The sequence below is a fragment of the Mesorhizobium sp. LNJC394B00 genome, from assembly GCF_000502555.1.
GTDB lineage: Bacteria > Pseudomonadota > Alphaproteobacteria > Rhizobiales > Rhizobiaceae > Mesorhizobium.
The window spans coordinates 377854-396363 of record NZ_AYWH01000001.1; the positions used below are offsets into that span (position 1 = coordinate 377854).

The 18510-nt window shown below is 63.0% G+C and carries 17 protein-coding genes; 5 read left to right on the forward strand and 12 right to left on the reverse strand.

Going from position 1 to position 18510, the window contains the following annotated elements:
* Positions 1–20: 20 nt before the first annotated feature.
* Positions 21–890, forward strand: a complete 870-nt coding sequence (locus X751_RS161640; protein WP_023743719.1) for an aldose 1-epimerase — start codon at positions 21–23, stop codon at positions 888–890.
* A gap of 4 nt (positions 891–894) precedes the next feature.
* Here the strand turns inward: X751_RS161640 and X751_RS161635 are convergent, their stop codons facing one another.
* The 9 genes from X751_RS161635 to X751_RS161600 form a co-directional block, all read right to left on the reverse strand.
* Positions 895–1371: a DUF4189 domain-containing protein gene (locus tag X751_RS161635; RefSeq protein WP_023687219.1), complete on the reverse strand. Its 477-nt coding sequence runs from the start codon at positions 1369–1371 to the stop codon at positions 895–897.
* On the reverse strand, positions 1368–2063 hold the full coding sequence (locus X751_RS161630) for a hypothetical protein (protein ID WP_023727661.1): 696 nt from the start codon (positions 2061–2063) through the stop codon (positions 1368–1370). Before X751_RS161630 ends, X751_RS161635 begins: the two co-directional genes overlap by 4 nt.
* A 13-nt stretch (positions 2064–2076) precedes the next feature.
* Positions 2077–2652, reverse strand: a complete 576-nt coding sequence (locus X751_RS161625; RefSeq protein WP_023684559.1) for an invasion associated locus B family protein — start codon at positions 2650–2652, stop codon at positions 2077–2079.
* Between the two features lie 9 nt (positions 2653–2661).
* Complete coding sequence (locus tag X751_RS161620; protein WP_023743720.1) at positions 2662–7230, reverse strand: YadA-like family protein; 4569 nt, start codon at positions 7228–7230, stop codon at positions 2662–2664.
* Position 7231: 1 nt separating this feature from the next.
* On the reverse strand, positions 7232–7651 hold the full coding sequence (locus X751_RS26910; protein WP_023684558.1) for a hypothetical protein: 420 nt from the start codon (positions 7649–7651) through the stop codon (positions 7232–7234).
* A gap of 233 nt (positions 7652–7884) precedes the next feature.
* Entirely contained in the window at positions 7885–8820 is a 936-nt protein-coding gene (locus X751_RS161615) for an AraC family transcriptional regulator (RefSeq protein WP_348524569.1), read from the reverse strand.
* Between the two features lie 810 nt (positions 8821–9630).
* The gene (locus X751_RS161610; protein WP_023684556.1) at positions 9631–9831 is read right to left on the reverse strand and encodes a hypothetical protein; all 201 of its coding nucleotides are present in this window, start codon (positions 9829–9831) and stop codon (positions 9631–9633) included.
* A 292-nt stretch (positions 9832–10123) separates the two neighbouring features.
* Positions 10124–10933: a L,D-transpeptidase gene (locus X751_RS161605; RefSeq protein WP_023692792.1), complete on the reverse strand. Its 810-nt coding sequence runs from the start codon at positions 10931–10933 to the stop codon at positions 10124–10126.
* A 175-nt stretch (positions 10934–11108) separates the two neighbouring features.
* The gene (locus X751_RS161600; protein WP_023743721.1) at positions 11109–11771 is read right to left on the reverse strand and encodes a haloacid dehalogenase type II; all 663 of its coding nucleotides are present in this window, start codon (positions 11769–11771) and stop codon (positions 11109–11111) included.
* 168 nt (positions 11772–11939) lie between these two features.
* Here X751_RS161600 and X751_RS161595 point away from each other — a divergent pair, with 168 nt between their 5' ends.
* The 4 genes from X751_RS161595 (at position 11940) to X751_RS161580 (ending at position 15083) form a co-directional block, all read left to right on the forward strand.
* The gene (locus tag X751_RS161595; RefSeq protein ID WP_023673688.1) at positions 11940–12818 is read left to right on the forward strand and encodes a branched-chain amino acid aminotransferase; all 879 of its coding nucleotides are present in this window, start codon (positions 11940–11942) and stop codon (positions 12816–12818) included.
* Between the two features lie 105 nt (positions 12819–12923).
* A complete protein-coding gene (locus X751_RS161590) occupies positions 12924–13526 on the forward strand; it encodes a superoxide dismutase (protein ID WP_023743722.1) in 603 nt (200 codons plus the stop codon).
* A 159-nt stretch (positions 13527–13685) separates the two neighbouring features.
* Positions 13686–14123, forward strand: a complete 438-nt coding sequence (locus X751_RS161585) for a cytochrome c (RefSeq protein WP_023684552.1) — start codon at positions 13686–13688, stop codon at positions 14121–14123.
* 9 nt (positions 14124–14132) lie between these two features.
* Positions 14133–15083 carry a cytochrome c gene (locus X751_RS161580; protein ID WP_023743723.1) on the forward strand — a complete coding sequence of 317 codons (951 nt, stop codon included), beginning with the start codon at positions 14133–14135 and terminating at the stop codon, positions 15081–15083.
* Between the two features lie 20 nt (positions 15084–15103).
* Here the strand turns inward: X751_RS161580 and X751_RS161575 are convergent, their stop codons facing one another.
* From X751_RS161575 to X751_RS161565, 3 genes are all read right to left on the reverse strand, one after another.
* A complete protein-coding gene (locus X751_RS161575; protein ID WP_023673684.1) occupies positions 15104–15493 on the reverse strand; it encodes an SET domain-containing protein-lysine N-methyltransferase in 390 nt (129 codons plus the stop codon).
* Between the two features lie 146 nt (positions 15494–15639).
* Complete coding sequence (locus tag X751_RS161570) at positions 15640–16266, reverse strand: LysE family translocator (RefSeq protein WP_023743724.1); 627 nt, start codon at positions 16264–16266, stop codon at positions 15640–15642.
* Positions 16263–18410: a S9 family peptidase gene (locus X751_RS161565; protein ID WP_023743725.1), complete on the reverse strand. Its 2148-nt coding sequence runs from the start codon at positions 18408–18410 to the stop codon at positions 16263–16265. The genes X751_RS161570 and X751_RS161565 overlap by 4 nt, the downstream gene beginning before the upstream one ends.
* Between the last annotated feature and the right edge of the window lie 100 nt (positions 18411–18510).

The window sequence follows — 18510 nt, forward strand, 5'->3', positions numbered from 1 at the left end:
ATTGACGGCGGTTGGTAGGGATGGCCGGCCTCCTGGAACTGCGCGACGACCGCGCCCGTCTGGTCCTGGCGCCGCAAAAGGGCGCAGCGATCGCCCGCTTCGACGCACTGGTCTGCGGCGCAACGGTGCCGCTGCTCCGCCCCGACGATGGCACCGGCGCCTCCGGCTGCCAGCTTCTGGTTCCCTGGTCGAACCGCATCTCAGGCGGCGGTTTCGCCTTCGACGGCCGCTTCCATGCGATCGAGCCGAACGTGCCGGGGGAGGCCTTTCCAATCCATGGCGACGGCTTCCAGAGGGAGTGGCGGATTGCCAGCCACAGCGCCACCGAGGCAGAACTGGTCCTCGACGCCGGTGAAATCGGCCCCTACCGATATACGGCGCGGGTCGCCTATGCGCTGCATGACGGGGCCTTGGATGCCACGCTCACGGTGGAGAATCGCACCGGCATTCGCCTGCCTTACGGGCTCGGCTTTCATCCGTGGTTCCCGCGCAGCGCCGGAACGACGCTCGAGGCGAAGGCGGCGCGGGTCTGGCTGGAGGACAAGCATCATCTGCCGGTCGGCGTGGCGCCGGTGGCCGATTACCCCGCGTGGAATTTCTCGAACGCCTCCCTGTTGCCGCGGAGCTGGGTCAGCAACGCCTTCGACGGCTGGGACCGCCGCGCCAGGATCACCCGGCCCGAGGACAGGATCGCCATCTCGCTCACCGCCTCACCGCCCCTCGATGTCTTCATCCTCTATTCGCCGTCGATGGATGCCGATTTCTTCTGCTTCGAGCCGGTGTCGCATACCGTCGATGCGCATCACGGCAAAGGGCTGACCCCGCTTGAGCACGGCGCTACGCTGAGTGCAAACATGCGCCTCGATTGGCGTTCCGCTGCTTCGCTCTGATGGGTCATGTGCACACCCACTCGCGGATCTTGCATTTCTGTCCGTTCCGCTCGCACGCCTGCAGTGTCAGGTCTTCGGCATCCCGGCGTGTTTGCGCCGTCTCGGCGCCCCAACTGGTCAGCCGCCCTTCCGGCTTCTCGCCTACGGCGAGGGCGCCGCAATGCTTGTAGGGAAAGCCGGTATTGTCGTCATCGTCCCAATGGCGATGATTGCGGAATACGCTGACCACGGCGCAGCTGCCGCCGCCGGCGTTCTGGCAATGCTTCAGCGCGATGTCCATCGCCTCCTGCCGCTTGTCGGCGCCCCAAAAGAAGCCGTGCTTCTCGTCGGGGCTCGAATAGGCGATCGCCGCCCAGATGCCTCTCTCCTCCTGGGCCGGCGGCTCGGGCACGTCCGCCGCCGGGGCGAGGTCCGCCGCGCCCAGCCGTCCGGCGCAAAGCAACAGCATGCCGATCGCCGCAATGGCGGAATTCACCCTCATTGTACGCCTCCTTGTTTACCTGCTGCCGAGGCCACGGAAATGACGACGCAGCTGTTGCCGGTTGGCAGCAGCATCGCGTTGCCCCCTCCATTGGCCAGTTCATAGACGCTGATTTGTCCAAGATTGTTGGCGAGCTTGCTGTCTTTCGGAAGGAGGGCCGGAACATCGGCGCAATTGGCCGCGAATGGCGCCACCCTGACCATCGTACCTTCGCAAACGGATGCGGTGGGTGCCGCGAACACCAGGCCTGCCGCCGGGCCGCTGTAGCCCTGTGTTGCGTAGTTCATGCCGACCAGGGCTTCCACGAGGTGTTTGTCGGGGGCCTCGTTGTTCCAGATCGACTGGACGCTGTACGTCGTGCCGGTTGTCAGCATCTGCCCAAGGGCTGGGAAAATGTTGGAACAAGACTGCAAGCCTGCCTCTTTGGCGTGTTGCAGAAATGGCGTCTCGGCCAGGGCCGGATTGGGCTGGTTGGTCTCCGCGACCGCCGGCTGCGGCAATAAATTGTGGAGCAGGTCGTAGCGCATGGCCGCGAAGCCGGCCGTGGCGACGACGGCAATGGCGAGCAACGAGAAGACAGCGGTCCTCGCGCGGTTTCGTTGCGGTCTGCTCCGGTCTTCGATGCCGACCCGGACAGCATCCTTTCCCTGGTTGCGGGACATTATCCGGTCATGGATCGATTGCTGGTTCATCGCGATTGCCTCGTCAATTGATCGCCGCAACGGCCGCGGCCAAGCCCTTGAGGGTCGCGGTTACGTTGATCGTCCTGCCATCCGTGGTCGGGAAGGAGATGACGGATGCCGCGGCCTTCGAAATCTGTTCGCGCATGATCGGACCAACCGGCAGCATGCCGACGCAGACGGCCTGATTGCATCCGTCGAGTTGAATTTTTATCGGCTCCTTGCGCCCCTCGAATGTCAGCGAGACAGGAGCGTCGCTCTTGGCGATCGGCGGGGCGCGCAAGATCATGTAGGGGTTGCCTTCCTTGGTGGCGGCAAGCGACCAGCTGAACGCAACCTGTCCTGCCTGGTCCTCGATGATCTGGGTGACATTGCAGACCTTTTGGCGCGCCTTCAGGTTCTCGTCGCAGATCAGCGTCCAGTTCTCGAACGGACGGGTGGTCCGTTGATATTCGCCAAGCTTCGCATCCGCAGGGATCGCTACGTCGGAAGGTTTTACCCTGTAGTCGGAAGGGATCGCTTCCTGCCCGGCCGCTAACGAGCCGGACAGGAGCATTGACGTCATGGATATCGCGACAGCAAGGACTGCCTGCCTGATCATGGCCGGGCTCTAGTTCAGCGTAAGGCTGACGCCCGCGCCGACGCCCCAGTGCCCGCCTGCCGTTGTGCCGGACAGGTTCGCTCGAACACGTCCCTCCTCGCTCGTGTAGCCGGCGCCGAAGGCCAGGGCGCCTTCACCGCGCCAATAGCCTCCGCCGGCGGCCACGCTCAGCTTGCCGGGACGATCGTCGTAGCGCAGCGAGCCGGCCGCCAAGCCGATTGCCGCAGCCTGGCGCGCCTCGCCCCTGACCTCTCCCATGTCCATGTTGAGCTGGCTGAGTTTGGAGTCCGCATACGCATTGGCTTGCTGCAGCGTGGTGGCCGCCACCTGGTTGGTGTAGTTCTTCGAATTGTCCAGGTTGAGTGCTAACCCGCTGTTGAACTGCTGAACATTGACCGCATCGGTGTTGGCAACGCCCGGCCCGACATTGTGGATGACCACCGGCGTGTTCGGGTCGCCGCCGGCAAGGGTAATCGAGTTGGACTTGTTGCCGTTCCCGTCCTTGTCGTACTGGACGGCGAACTGATTCAGGTCGCCGACGCTACCCTGCATGGCTTCGACCGCCTGGTTGGTGGCGAAGAGCTGGCTGCCGTTGATGGCGTCGGTGGAGGTGCCGCTGATCCGGCCCGCCGCGACATTGGTGACGGTGCGCTCGTTGCCGACGGTGCCGACGCTGACCGTGCTCGTCGGAGCTGTTCCGGCGAAGGTATAGGCAACGCCGTTGATCGTGGTGCCGGTGGTGGCGACCGCCGCCGCCGTCGTCGAGCCCGCGCCGAGCGCGACGCTGCCCGGCTCGTTGGCCTTTGCGCCGGCGCCGAGCGCCACGGCCTGCGCTCCGTTGGTGGTCGCGTTGGTGCCGAGGGCGATGCTGTCGGCCTGGTTGACCGTCGAACTCTGGCCGATCGCGATGCCTCCCGGCGCCGTCTGCTGCACGATGGCGCCATTGCCGATGCCGATGCCGTTGTCGCCATTGACGGTGGTGCGCGGACCGACCGCAACCGAATCGACGCCGACCGCAAGCGAATCCGCGGCCGTCGAATTGGCGTGGAAGTACAGGCTCCCCGTCACCGCGAACGAGCTCAGCGCGCCCTTCAACTGGCGAAGCGTGACCGCGTCCTGGTCCTGCGTGCCGTCGGCCACGTTGATGATCTGGCGATAGGAGGTGGAGGTGCCGACCGAGACGGCGCCGAGCAGGCTCATGTCCGCGGTGTTGTAGGGAATGAGGCCGGTGCCGGAGAGGATCGATCCCGATACGGGTGCGACCGCCCGATCCGAAACCGAGCCGGCGCCGAGCGCCACGCCGCCGATGACGCTGGCCTGGGTGTCGCGGCCGAGCGCCAGCGCATTGTCGGCGCTCGCGGTCGCCTGGTAGCCGAGGGCGGACGAGCCGATCCCTTGCGCGAAGGAGTCGGCGACGGCGAGCGTCCGGTCGTTGGTGCGCACATAGCGTATGCCGTCGCCATTGGCGTCGGTGTAGGCCAGCGAGGTGTCGCCGGTAATGTTGCTGATCGAATTGCCGAGATTGGTTATGTCAGCCGTGTTGGCGGCAATGTCGGTCGTGTTCTGCGTCACCTGCTGGTTGGTCGCAAACAGCTGCGAACCATTGACCGCATCGGTCGAGGAGCCGCTCAACTGCCCGGCCGCGACGTTCTGGATCTGGCGTTCGGCGCCCACCGAGCCGACCGAGAATGCACCCGCGGGCGTTGCGCCGGCGAAGGTGTAGGCAACGCCGCCGATCGTGGTGCCGCCGACAGCCGTCGTCACGGTCGACACCGCATTCGCGCCGATCGCCACGTCGCCGGCATTGTTGGCGACCGCGTTCGGGCCGATGGCAACGGAATCCGTCCCCAGCGCCTGCGAATCCGCCAGCGTCGAATTGGCGTGGAAATACTTGATGCCGCCGCCCGTGCTGATGCTGTTGATCGTGTTGCCGAGATTGGTGATGTCGGCGGTGTTGGCGGCGATGTCGGTCGTATTCTGCGTCACCTGCTGGTTGGTGGCGAAGAGCTGCGAGCCGTTGATCGCGTCGGTCGACGAATTGCTGAGCCGGCCCGCCGCGACATTGGTGATGGTGCGTTCCGCGCCGACCGCGCCGACGCTGACGGTGCTTGCCGGCGTCGTGCCGGCGAAGTTGTAGGCGACGCCGCCGATCGTCGTGCCGGCGGTGCCGACCGCCGCGGCGGTTACCGAGCCCGAGCCGAGCGCCACGTCGCCGGCGTTGCTGGCGTTGGCGAGGGCGCCCAGCGCGATTGCATTCTGGGCGCCGGCATTCGCTCCTACGCCGAGAGCGGTCGCTTGAAAGGCGGTTGCAAACGCGTTCTGGCCGATCGCGGTGCTGGACGTGGCTGTGGCATTGGCGTTGGCGCCGACGGCGGTGCTGTATTGGCCCGAGGCCTTGGAGATGTATCCCATCGCCGTTGCGTCAAGCGCCGATGCGACGGCGCCGCTGCCGAAGGCCGAGGCGTTGGCGTCGGAGGCGCTCGAATTGGTGCCGGCCGCGATGGCGTTTGTCCCCGTCGCGGTCGCGACTGGTCCGATAGCAACGGAGTCCGTGCCCGTTGCGGACGAGTCCGCCGCCGTCGAATTGGCGTGGAAATACTTGATGCCGCCACCGGTGCTGATGCTGTTGATCGTGTTGCCGAGATTGGTGATGTCGGCGGTGTTGGCGGCGATCGCCGTCGTGTTCTGCGTCACCTGCTGGTTGGTCGCAAACAGCTGCGAGCCATTGATGGCGTCGGTCGACGAATTGCTGAGCCGGCCCGCCGCGACATTGGTGATTGTCCGCTCCGCGCCGAGCGCGCCGACGCTGACAGTGCTCGTCGGCGTCGTGCCGGCGAAGCTGTAGGCCGTGCCGCCGATCGTCGCGCCGCTGGTGCCGACCGCCGTCGCGGTCACCGAGCCCGAACCGAGCGCTACGTCGCCGGAGCTTGCCGTCGCCGTCGCGCCATTGCCCAGCGCGACATTGCCGGCAAGGCCGGCTGCACCCGCCGTCGAGCCATTGCCCAGCGCCACGGAGCCTTGCCCGACGGCCTTGTTGTTGTTGCCGATGGCAACCGCGCCTGCGGCCTGGTTTGCGGCGGTGGCGGTTGCCGTGCCGTCGCTGTTGGCGATGTTGTTGGCGCCGCCGGTGAAGGCGCCGGTGCCGCTGGCATAGCTGGGATCGCCGATGGAGACCGCGCCGTTGCCAAAGGCTGTGTTGCCGGCGCCGATGGCGACAGCCTTGCCGCCCGTCGCCGTTGCATTCGTGCCCACTGCAACAGCGTCGGCGGAATTGGCGACCGCCGCATTACCGATCGCCACGGCGTTGGTGGCGCTGGCCTTGGAGCCGATGCCGAGCGCGGTGCTGGCAATCCCGCTGGCGGCGGCGCTGACACCGGCGGCAAGAGAATTGTCTCCCGTCGCATTCGCGCCGGAACCGAACGAGGAGGCGTTTGCGCCGCTGGCAACGGCGGTGTTGCCAATAGCGGTGCTGGCGGAGCCACTCGCAACCGAGGTAGCGCCCATCGCGGTGGCGAAAGCGCCCGAAGACAGCGAATTGGTGCCGATGGCAATGCTGTTCGGCAGGGCAGTGTTGGCCTGAACGCCTGCCTGCGCGCCGACGCCGAATGCGATGGACTGGTTGCCCCATGCACTGGCGGTGTTGCCCATCGCCGTTGCGCCCGTTCCGGTCGCTTTGGTCAGGACGCCGATGGAGACCGTGTTTTGCTGAGATGCCAGCACATCCGTACCAAGGGCGATGGCGCCCTGCGACAGCGCGCCTGTTCCCACGACGGTGCGCCCGCCAATGTTGATGGAGTTGATGCTGGTCGCGGTCGCCTGGAAACCGATGGCGACGGCATTCTGGTTGCTGGCGACGGCGCTGTTACCTTGCGCAATCGAATCCACGCCGGATGCTGTTGCCCCAAACCCGAGCGCGGTGGCGCGCAGCCCGGTCGCGCGGGTAACATAGCCGATCGCCGTCGAGTTCAGTCCGTCGGCACGCGCATTCAGGCCAAAGGCGGCCGCGCCTGTGGTCGCAACCGAATTGACGCCAATCGCGCTTGCTGCGTCCCCGTTGGCCTTGGCGTTCCCGCCCACGGCGAGGGCATTGACGCCGGTTGCGCCTGCGAAGACACCTATGCCTATGGCATTGAGGCCATTGACACCCATCGCATAGCCGATGGCGATCGTGCCGTCGCCCGTTGCACTGTTGGAACTGCCCAACGCCACGCTGTTGTTGCCATTCGTCGCGGTGCCGTTACCGATGGCGACGGCGTTGCCGCCGGTCGCCGAACCACCGCCAGCCTGGTATTGCGCCTGGGCCGGTGTGGCGATGCCGATCGCGGCGATCGCGGCCAGGCCGCCGATCATGCTGGCCGGGCTCACGCCGCAGGCCAAGGCCGAACGCACGCTGGTGCCGACGCCCAACGTCCCCAACCCCAAACCCTTGCGGCGCATTCCAAGCGTACGATGCGCCATGCGCAGGACCGCCATCAGGCGGCGACGAACCGAGCGACTGTCGGCCGCACCCGCGATCCAGTTTCCGACAAATCCAGGAAGAAATTCGATCCTTGCTTGCCCCTCGACGCGTCTGGTCATGCTAGTTTTTCCTCGCAATTGCCGAGGCGCCCTGATGTGCCGCACCATTCGCCTCGGTGGCCAAAAAATCTTCGAAATTGCGCGTCTTCTCCCGCAACGAGAGACCAACCTTCGCGCCTTGTTTTTCAATCAGCTGATAGGCGCTCGCGACCCATGGCTGCGTCGGTTCTGGAACCGTATGCAGTGCAGCCTCCGTCCGTTCCGGCGGCAGGCTTACCGCCACCAGCGCGCGGCAGAGATCGAAATGAAATCCCGGATCGCCTTCACCACAAGCCGGAGAGGTCAGTCCAAGCACGAAACAGGCCAGGAGATGGTCGAGTTCCGCAGCGCTGATCCGGCTGGCGTATTGGCGTTGCAGTGCAGCCCAGGCCGCTTCGGCCTTAGGCGCGAAGACCTCGATTTCCGCGAATTGAATGTCCATGGGACAATCCGACATGCTGTATCATCTGGTTGCTCCCCCGCCCCAAATGACTTCCATCGCGACCATGAGCACATTCGCGGTGCAGGTATTTTGGAATAATCCGGAATCTTTGTAGGAAAATCCGGTATTTGGTCCCTGCGCGACAACTGTGACTGCTCTGCCACACAACCTTCGACTATACTGAAGATCAATCGAGGTATCGCCGCGGACAATCATGCGCGCCTCAACAGTCGTTAACGTTGCAGCTTCACCTGCCTGGGGGTTCTGTTCCGGTATCTGGACATGGTGACTGTCAAGTGGCTCTGGTCCGAGAATCCACTGAGATGAGCGACTTCCGCAATCGACAGGTCGCTCTCGATGAGAAGTTTTTCGGCGAAATCGAGACGCAGCCGCAGCAGGTATTTGTGCGGCGGCTCGCCAAAGGTCTTGGTGAATGCCAGGATGAAATGGCTCGGCGAAAGGCCACAGAGTGCGGCCAGCTCGGCCACCGCGATCTTGCTGGAAAAATTTACCTCCAGGAATTCGCGCACCCGCCGGGCGCTGCGGTTCGACAGACCGCCCTTTGGGGCTTGTGGCAACTTTCGCGCTCCTGCGTAGTTCCGAAGCAAATGGACGCCGAACATGGTGACCAACGAATCGACATAGAACTCGTTTGGAGTTTCCCGATCCGTCAGTTCCGCCTTCAGCAACTGCGCGAGTTGCAGCGCTTGGAAGTCGACGGTCCCGAACGGCGGCGGCTGAAGCTCGGCATGGCCGGTGTCGAATTCACGCGTTGCCAGCTCGAAGAGACTCTCGGGGGTGAGCGCCACGATTGCGCTTTCCGTGGTGGATGATCGGGTCACCTTGCCGCCGAGGTCGGCTGGGACGATCATGATCATGCCGACGTCGCCGTCGTATTCGTGGACTTTGTCGCTGCCCAGCGATGCCGCAATCCCTGGTGAGGGCGTAAGCAGAACCGAAGCGAAATGTTCCGCCGCTTTGAATGTGTGTGATCCCGGCCCATGAACGACATGAGCCGCGCCGCCTCGAAACGTGACCAGGTAGCGCCCCGCGCTTTCCGGAATTCCGTCGAAGATGCGACGATCCGCGCGCCGCCGCTCTGTCCCGGCGCTTTCCTGGACGTTGCCTCTATGTTGCATCTTCGTCTCTGCCACTGCTGCGCCGATCAATCCAATCCTGTGCTGTATCGAGGCGCCCAGAATTCACGTTTGCTCCTGGGCGTTCCTTCGAATCCTACAGATGCTGCTTTATATTGCAAAGAAGAATTTGAGCTCAAGCGAAAATTTTACCAGGATTTTGACTATAAATTTACAGGTTTGAATTTTTAGCCAAGGCTACCTGACTATTTTCCGATCTTATCTTACCATTTTTAGCCTAGTTATTGTGCATAGTGCGCCGTCACAATCCAGCGTTGTATTCTGAATATAGATCGCGCGGCCATTGACAGAGCTGGTCGACTATCTGTCATCGCCACGGACGATCCAGCAGCAGTTATCGCCCGAACCATGGCTTCTTTCCCTTGTGCTTCTTCATGGCGGTGGCCAAATGGCCTTGATCCGAAAATCCCGCGAGGTAGGCGACTTCGGCGATGGCGACCCTCCGGGAGCGATCCAGGGCTGCGGACAGAGCATATCCCGCTCCCCCGCATGGTTGCTCTTCTGGGATTGGCATTTTCGGGGATTGTGTCGAGGGCGTGCCGATCGACCCGATCGGCGCCTGCGCTGCGTTCCTGAACCTCGCCCGCATTTTTCATTCAGCCTTGCCTCAGCCGCTTTGCCAGCCCATCGAAATTCCGTGCCGTGCAAACAGCCAACCCGGAAATCCGGACGGTAATTTGTATCCCCCATAGTCCTGCCCAAAGGCAGCGTAGCGCATCCCGCGGATAGAAAAAACATTGTAGGTGAAGAAAAAAGTTCGCGCGAGAAAAACATGGCCTGGCTTGGCCGGCGCTACGGAATTATCCGGCTCACGCAGGCCTGCTAAAGATCGCCTCGGCGTTTCTCGTACAGATCCCAGGACAGCTCGACCATGGCCAGAAGAACGTCTTCCTGGCTCCACCCGGCGGCAACCGCCGCCTCGACAATTCCGCGGACGAGCGGCAGCAATTGCCGCTCGCATTCGGCCGACAGGTTGGCCTCGGCGCCGTCGGCAGGCGGACTATCGAAATCAAATCCCACCATCGGCGTTCCCCCGCCATCAATGATCTAATGAAATGTATGTCTCTGCAATCATACACCCGTCTAATATACATCAATCGGTAACGAAACACAGCAGCGTCGAGATTGACAGGGCATGGCCGCCCCGATTGCAGCGGCTCCATGGTTCGTCTGGACGTCTTTTTTGGCCTCCTGTTGCCGGCATTGCATATCTTGGATGCGAACCCCAGGCATTCGCGTAAAGCTATCGGAATCCTGGCGGGGGTTTGCCGCATGGAGCGGCGAACCTGCCGCTTCATGACATCGATGAAGTCGATCAGGTCACCGGGCCGAGCAGGACCGAGCCATCCGGCACCCCGCCATCGATCGGGATGGCTCTGCGGTTTGCGCTCGCCGCCATCGGCTGGCCGATGTCGGACGTCACGATGACCGGGCTCTTCGACGGCACGCGGTCGTAGAGGTCGATGATGTCCTGATTTATCAGGCGCACGCAGCCTGACGAGACGGATTTGCCGATCGAGTTCCATTCCGGCGAACCATGCAGGCGGTAGAGCGTGTCGACGTTGTCGTGGAACAGGTAGAGCGCGCGGGCGCCGAGCGGGTTCTTGAGGCCGCCGGGCATGCCGCCGTTCTTGGCGCTGTATTCTTCCAGTTCAGGCTGGCGGGCAACCATCTCATCGGGCGGCGTCCATTTCGGCCATTTCTGCTTCCACTGGACGACGGCGTCTCCCGACCATTCGAAGCCGGCGCGGCCGAGGCCGACGCCGTAACGGATCGCCTGGCCGCCTTCGCGCACCAGATAGAGGAAATGGTTGGTCGTATCGACGATGATGGTGCCTGGCCGCTGGCCGGTCGGATCGGGAACGATCTGGCGCAGGAACTGCGGGTCCATCTTCTTGATCGGGATGGCCGGGAGCTCGAACCCGCTGTCGGAAATCGGGCCGTACATCGTCGCATAGTCGCCGAGCGGCGGCTCGTCATAGGTCGGCGGTGGCGGTTCGACCGGCGCCGGCGCCGGTCCGGTGGTGGTGCAGGCGGAGACCGCAATCGAAGCGGCGCCAAGGGCTGCAGCATTCAGAAAGCCGCGACGGCTCAGGCGATAGGGGTCGATTTCGGTCTTCAACATGGTTGCCTTTTTTAAGTCTCGAATCGCAAGAAAGCGTGAATGCCTTCAAGCGGCGCAGTGGTCGGCCTCCCCCAATGCCTGACGCGATAGGCGGTTCCGATTCTGGCCTGAGGGTGGACAAACAAAGGCGAAGCTGTGACCGCCCTGCCACTGTTGCTCGAAGGCAACAGAGTGATCAGCCGCCGGTCAGCAGGCCTTCAAGCGACGGCAGGATCAGCGCCGGCGGGAAATCCCGGTATTCCTCGGGCTGGTTGGCGCGGTTGATCCAGACGGTGCGAAAGCCGAATTTGGTGGCGCCGGCGATGTCCCAGCGGTTGGACGACTGGAACGAGACGGCGCCCGGATAGAGCCGCCAGCCCGTCGCCACCATGTCGTAGGTCGACGGGTCGGTCTTGAAGCGCCTGACGGCGTCGACCGAAAAGATATCGTCCAGCACCTGGTCGAGGGCGGCCGACTTGACCGCCGCTTCCAGCATCTCGGGCGAGCCGTTGGACAGGATTGCGAGCTTGGCGCCGGATGCTTTCAGTGCCTTCAGCACGGCCGGCACTTCCGGATAGCAGTCGAGCCGCCAATAGGCTTCGAGCAGCTTGGCCTTCAGTCCCTTGTCGGCGGAGGGAACCTTGCGCAGGGCGAAATCGAGCGCCTGTTCGGTGAGCTGCCAGAAATCGGCATAGCCGCCCATCAGCGTGCGCACCCAGGAATATTCCAGCTGCTTGGCGCGCCAGATTTCCGAAAGCAGCGGGCCGTCGGGGCCGATCTCGCCGTCGTGACGGCGCACGGCGGCGTGCACGTCGAACAACGTGCCATAGGCGTCGAAAACGTAAGCCGCGTAATGCATGGCGACAGTTTTGAGGGCAGGCGGCGCAAGGTGCAAGCATCGATTGTAGTCTTGATCGCTTTCTTGGGGCGCTCTGGCCTCAACAAAAACCGCTCCATGCCGGTTGACGGCGCCGGTCAAAGCATCTTCCAATGCTTGGCACAGGCAGCTTTGAAGCGGAACCGAACAATGACACTGGCGACTGCGGCGCTATCGGCGACATGGACCTTCGTCGACGGCGACTGGTACGAAGGCAACGTCGCCATTCTGGGTCCGCGCAGCCACGCCATGTGGCTCGGCACCAGCGTCTTCGACGGCGCCCGCTGGTTCGAAGGCGTCGCCCCCGATCTCGAGCTGCATGCCGCTAGGGTGAACGCATCGGCGACCGCGCTCGGCCTCGCGCCGTCGATGAGCGCCGATGAGATTGTTGGACTGACCTGGGACGGGCTGAAGAAGTTCGACGGCAAGACAGCGGTCTACATCAGGCCGATGTACTGGGCCGAGCATGGCGGCTACATGGGCGTGCCGGCCGATCCGGCCTCGACCCGTTTCTGCCTCTGCCTCTACGAATCGCCGATGATCTCGCCGACCGGCTTTTCGATCACCGTGTCGCCGTTCCGGCGGCCGACCATCGAGACCATGCCGACCAATGCCAAGGCCGGCTGCCTCTATCCCAACAATGGCCGCGCCATCCTCGAAGCGAAGGGACGCGGCTTCGACAATGCGCTGGTGCTGGACATGCTGGGCAATGTCGCCGAGACCGGAACCTCGAACATCTTCCTGGTCAAGGACAGCCACGTGTTGACGCCGGCGCCCAACGGCACCTTCCTGTCCGGCATCACCCGCTCGCGCACCATGACGCTGCTTGGCGATTACGGCTTCAAGACCACGGAGAAGATGCTGTCGGTGCGCGACTTTCTCGAAGCCGATGAGATCTTTTCGACCGGAAATCATTCCAAGGTCGTGCCGATCACCCGCATCGAGGACCGCGATCTGCAGCCCGGGCCGGTGGCCAAGAAAGCGCGCGACCTTTATTGGGAATGGGCGCATTCGACTTCCGCCGGTTGAGCCGCTAAAAGGCAATTGGCGCTTCATTCCGGAGTTGTTCCAGATCAATGCAGCCCTATCTTAATCCGGTATCCGCACCGGATTTTTCCATGAGGAGTATGACCGATGGCTTTTGAATTGCCCGCCTTGCCCTACGACTACGAGGCCTTGCAGCCTTACATGTCGAAGGAGACGCTGGAGTATCACCACGACAAGCACCACAAGGCCTATGTCGACAACGGCAACAAGCTGGCCGCCGAAGCGGGCCTTGGCGATCTGTCGGTCGAAGAGGTGGTCAAACAGTCGTTCGGCAAGAATGCCGGCCTCTTCAACAACGCAGCCCAGCACTACAACCACATCCATTTCTGGAAGTGGATGAAGAAGGGCGGCGGCGGCAACAAGCTTCCGGGCGCCCTGCAGAAGGCTTTCGACGCCGACCTCGGCGGCTACGACAAGTTCAAGGCCGACTTCATCGCCGCCGGCATCACGCAGTTCGGCTCGGGCTGGGCCTGGGTCTCGGTCAACGACGGCAAGCTGGCGATCTCCAAGACACCGAATGGTGAGAACCCGCTCGTCCATGGCGCATCGCCGATCCTCGGCGTCGATGTCTGGGAACATTCCTATTACATCGACTACCGCAACGCGCGGCCGAAATATCTCGAGGCCTTCGTCGACAGCCTCATCAACTGGGACCATGTCCTTGAAATGTACGAAGAGGCGAAAGCCTGATCGACCCAGAGAAGCCCCGGTACTCCGGGGCTTTTCTTTCTCAGCTGAAGCAGCAGGCACACAAAATTCGGCAGAATCCGGCCGGCGGACAGGGAATAATCCCGGCCCGCCCTCCGTTAACGTTAGGTCGCGACCCCTCATCATCCTGGAGCCAATTGAATGAGAAAGCTTGTTATCGCCATCTCTATGCTCAGCCTCGCCGCCTCGGCGGCTTTTGCCGACCCGATCCTCGACCGACAGGGACTGATGAAGGAACGAGGCAAGATCGTCGGCGGCCTGTCGAAGATCGCCAAGGGCGAAGCGGACTTCGATGCCGCCGCCGTGCTGACGGCGCTGCAGGCGCTGCAGGTCAACGCGGAAAAGTTCGATGTCGACACGCTGTTCCCGGCCGGCAGCGACAGCGGTGATACCACCGCCTCGCCCAAAATCTGGAAAGACATGGCGGGCTTCAAATCGACCGAAGACAAGTACCTCGCCGACGTCAAGGCCGCAGTCGCCGCCGCACCCGCCGATGTCGATGCGCTGAAGGCGCAGATCGATACGCTCGGCAGTGATTGCGGCACCTGCCACAAGACCTATCGGGTGAAGAAGAGCTGATCCCGGGCAATGCCCTTGTGGAAAAAATTTGTCGGCGCCGCCCTTGTCCTGGGCGTCGTCGGTGCCGGCGCCGGCTGGCTGTTGTCGGCGCCGGTCAAGCTCGACACTGACACCCTGGCGCAGCTCGGCCCCGGCGACGCCGCCAGGGGCAAGCGCATTTTCAATGCCGGCGGCTGCACCTCCTGTCACGCCAAGCCGGGCTCGCAAGGCGACGGCCGTTTGCAACTGGTCGGCGGCCTCGAGCTCAAGACGCCGTTCGGCACCTTCGTGCCGCCCAACATCTCACAGGATCCCAAGGACGGCATCGGCGCCTGGACGGTCGAGGACCTTGCCAACGCCATGCTGAAGGGCGTGTCGCCGTCGGGCGAGCATTTCTATCCGGCCTTTCCCTACGCGTCCTACGCCCGGATGAAGCCGGCTGATATTGCCGATCTCTATGCGTTCCTGAAGACGCTGCCGGCGGTCGCCGGCAAGGCGCCCGACAATTCCCTGACTTTCCCCTTCAACATCCGCCGCGGCCTCGGCCTGTGGAAGCGGCTCCATCTCAGCAAAGAGCCGGTGATTGCCTTTGCCGATGGCAGGCCTGATCTGGTACTCGCCGGCCGCTATCTGGTCGAGGGGCCCGGCCATTGCGGCGAATGCCACACGCCGCGCGACATCACCGGCGGCACCAGGAAGAGCCAGTGGCTGGCTGGCGCGGCGGCCGCCGAAGGCAGCGGCATCGTGCCGAACATCACATCGGGCGAAGGCGGGCTCGGTGACTGGTCGGAAGCCGACATCGCCAACTATCTCGAAACCGGTTTTACCCCTGATTTCGATTCGGTCGGCGGCGCCATGGTCGACGTGCAGCGCAACATGGCCGAACTGCCGCCGGAAGATCGCGCGGCAATAGCCGCCTATCTCAAGGCGGTGCCGCCGCATCCCAACGGCTACCCGGTGCGCAGCAAGCCGGCCAAGTGATCCCGGCCACAGGTGGCGATCTACAGGTGGCGATCGCCGAGGAAGTCGAAGCCCGTCTCGAAGAAATGGCTGTAATTGCAGGTCAGTTCCTCGCCGGGTGCGATGTCGCGCAAGGCATAGGTTTCCTCGGGCGAGGAGACGTCGCAATTCGGTTCGTCGTCATGGTTCATGTAGCGGGCGTCGTCGGCTTCGAAGACGATGTAGTTCGGATCCCGGCGGTCTGGATAGGAATAACGGTCGAGATAGTTCTTCACCGGGCCGCTCTCGCCTTCATAGGTCTCGACGTCGATGATCCGGTCGAATCTGGGGTCGAGCTTCCAGACCAGCGTGCCCTTGGCAATGTGGTTCCTGGCGAAAACCCCGATGCCCTGGATCGGTGATTTCTCGAGATAGGTGTCGACGAGCAACATAGTGGCCCCTTTGCGTATGTCATGGTCTGGAAGGTGGCGCGCATTGGGTAGCGCGCAGCCATTGCAAATGCGAGTGAAAATGAGCAGCCTGGAATTCAAAAAGTGACGATCGGCGCGCCTCGACGGGCGCGCCTTTCGCATCGACATCAGCGCTGCTGCAAGGCCAGACGGACGCCTAACGCGCAGTAGATGCCGCCAACCACCTTGCCTTGCCATTTCACCACCGACGGATTGCGGCGCAGGAACGTGCCGAGCCGGCCCGCACTCACGGCAAAGACGACTGTGCTGAAAAGGCCGAGCAGAACAAAGATTATGCCCAGCGTCATCAGCTGGAGCATCACCGATCCGTTTTCAGGCCGCACGAACTGGGGCAGGAAGGCGAGGAAGAAAAGCGCCGTCTTTGGATTAAGCACTTCGGTCAGGACAGCTTGACGAAACGCCTTGCTGGCGGAGATCGCGAGTGCGCCGGCAGTAGGGTCGGCCGGTATTCTCTCGATGATTGCGCGGATGCCGAGGTAAACGAGATACGCCGCGCCGATGTATTTTACGACGCTGAACAGCGTTGCCGAAGTGGCGATGATCGCCGAAATGCCGACCATCGCCATGACGGTATGGAACACATCGCCAGCCGCGACGCCCGCGCCCGTCGCGACGCCAACCCTGGTTCCGGAACTCGTCGCTCGCGCGACCGTCAAAAGCGTGGCTGGGCCTGGAATAAACACAAAGCCAAGCACAACCGCTATGTAAGCCGTCAAGGTGGATAGATCGATCATTGCGACGCCTCCGTTGCATTCTCAGCCTTGCCCGTAACCTCGGGTTCGGGCTTGGCCGTAACCTTGAGCGCGAAGGAGTAGGTATAGGCGATCTCCTCCAGCCTTGAAAAGCGGCCGGAGGCGCCGGCATGGCCGGAATCCATGTTGATCTTGAACAGCACCGGATTGTCGCCGCTCTTGCGCTCGCGCAGCCGCGCCACCCATTTGGCCGGCTCCCAATAGGTGACGCGCGGATCGGTGAGGCCGGCCAGCGCCAGGATCGGCGGGTAGTCGTGATCGGCGACATTGTCATAGGGTGAGTAGGCGGCGATCGTTTGGTAATCTTCCGCCGACGCGATCGGGTTGCCCCATTCCGGCCACTCCGGCGGCGTCAGCGGCAAGCTTGCGTCGAGCATCGTGGTCAGCACGTCGACAAAGGGGACCTCGGCAACGATGGCGCCGAAATTTTGCGGCGCCATGTTGGCGATCGCACCCATCAGCATGCCGCCGGCCGAGCCGCCTTGCGCGACGATGCGGTCGTGTTGGGTGTAACGCTCGGCGACGAGATGCTGCGCGACGGCGATGAAATCGGTGAACGTGTTCATCTTGTGCGCCCGCTTGCCGTCGTCATACCAGCCATAGCCCTTGTCCTTGCCGCCGCGGACATGGGCGATGGCAAAGACAAAGCCACGGTCGACCAGCGAGAACCAGTTGGTGTTGAACGCCGCCGGGATGGCAATGCCGTAAGAGCCGTAGCCGTAAAGCAGGCACGGTGCGGAGCCATCGAGCGGCGTGTCGCGGTGATGCAGGAGCGAGACCGGCACCAGTTCGCCATCGGCGGCCGGCGCCATCAGCCGGCGCGTGACATAATGATCCGGATTGTGACCGGACGGCACTTCCTGGGTCTTCAGCAGCACACGCTCGCGGCTGCGCATATTGTAGTCGAAGACCTGCGCCGGGGTCGTCATCGACGAATAGGTGAAGCGCATGATCTCGGTGTCGTATTCATAGGACCCCGACAGGCCGAGCGAGAACGCCTCTTCGTCGAACGAGATCAGATGCTCCTCGCCGCTGCGGCGATCGCGCACGACGATGCGCGGCAGCCCTTCCTTGCGTTCGAGCCTGACCATATGATCCCTGAAGCCGACCACCGACAGGATCAGCCGGCCTGGCTCGTGCGCCACCAGCTCTTCCCAGTTGGCGCGAACCGGGTCATCAGCCGGCGCCGTCATGATCTTGAAGTCCTTGGCGCCGTCGGCATTGGTGAGGATGAAGAAGATGTCGCCGCCTTCTTCCAGATCATATTGCAGGCCGGTCTCTCGCTTTGCCACCAGCTTTGGCTCGGCGAAAGGCTCATCGGCGCGCATCAGGTGATATTCCGAGGTTTCGTGATCGTTGATCCCGATCATGATCCATTCGTTGGAGCGCGTGCCGCCGACATCCATGAAGAAGCCGGGATCGGTTTCCTCATAAATCAGCCGGTCATTAAGGGGGCTGCCGCCGAGCGCGTGGAACAGCACCTTGGACGGGCGATGATTGTCGTCGAGCCTTGTGTAGAAGAAACCGTCATCGGCGGCATTCCAGACGCCGCCACCACTGGTGGCCTCGATCTGGTCGCTCAGTTCCTTGCCGCTGGTGAGATCGCGCACGCGAAGTGTGAAGAATTCAGAGCCCTTGTCGTCGAACGCCCACAACAGCTTGCGGTGATCGGCCGAATGGTCGACGCCGCCGAGGCGGAAATAGGGCTTGCCCTCGGCTTCCGCGTCGCCATCGAGCAGGATCTGCTCATCGCCGCCATCGCGCGGCATGCGGAAATAGCGGGGCTGTTCGCCGCCAAGCTTGAAGGATGAGCCGTAAGCATAGGGGCCATCCTTCATCGGCACCGTCGAATCATCTTCCTTGATGCGCCCCTTCATCTCGCCGAACAGCTGCTTTCGAAGCTCTAGCGTATCGGCCATAAGCACTGCTTGATAGGCGTTTTCGGCTTCGAGATGGGCGCGGATGCGGCCCTCAAGCAGGGAAGGGTCCCTGAACATCGCCTGCCAGTTCTCGGCCCTCAGCCAGGCATAGTCATCTGTGCGGGTAATGCCGTGATGCGTGTCGAAGACGGGGTGTTTCTCGGGGATCGGCGGGCTGGCGGACGGAAAAGCTGAGGTCTTGGTCATTGCGTCTCACTGAAGAAATTACTTGAATGGCAAATGAACACGCCGATCAGCGCGGGTTCAAGGGCCGGGATGTATTGGTTGCGGCGGGCTCGGGAGATGA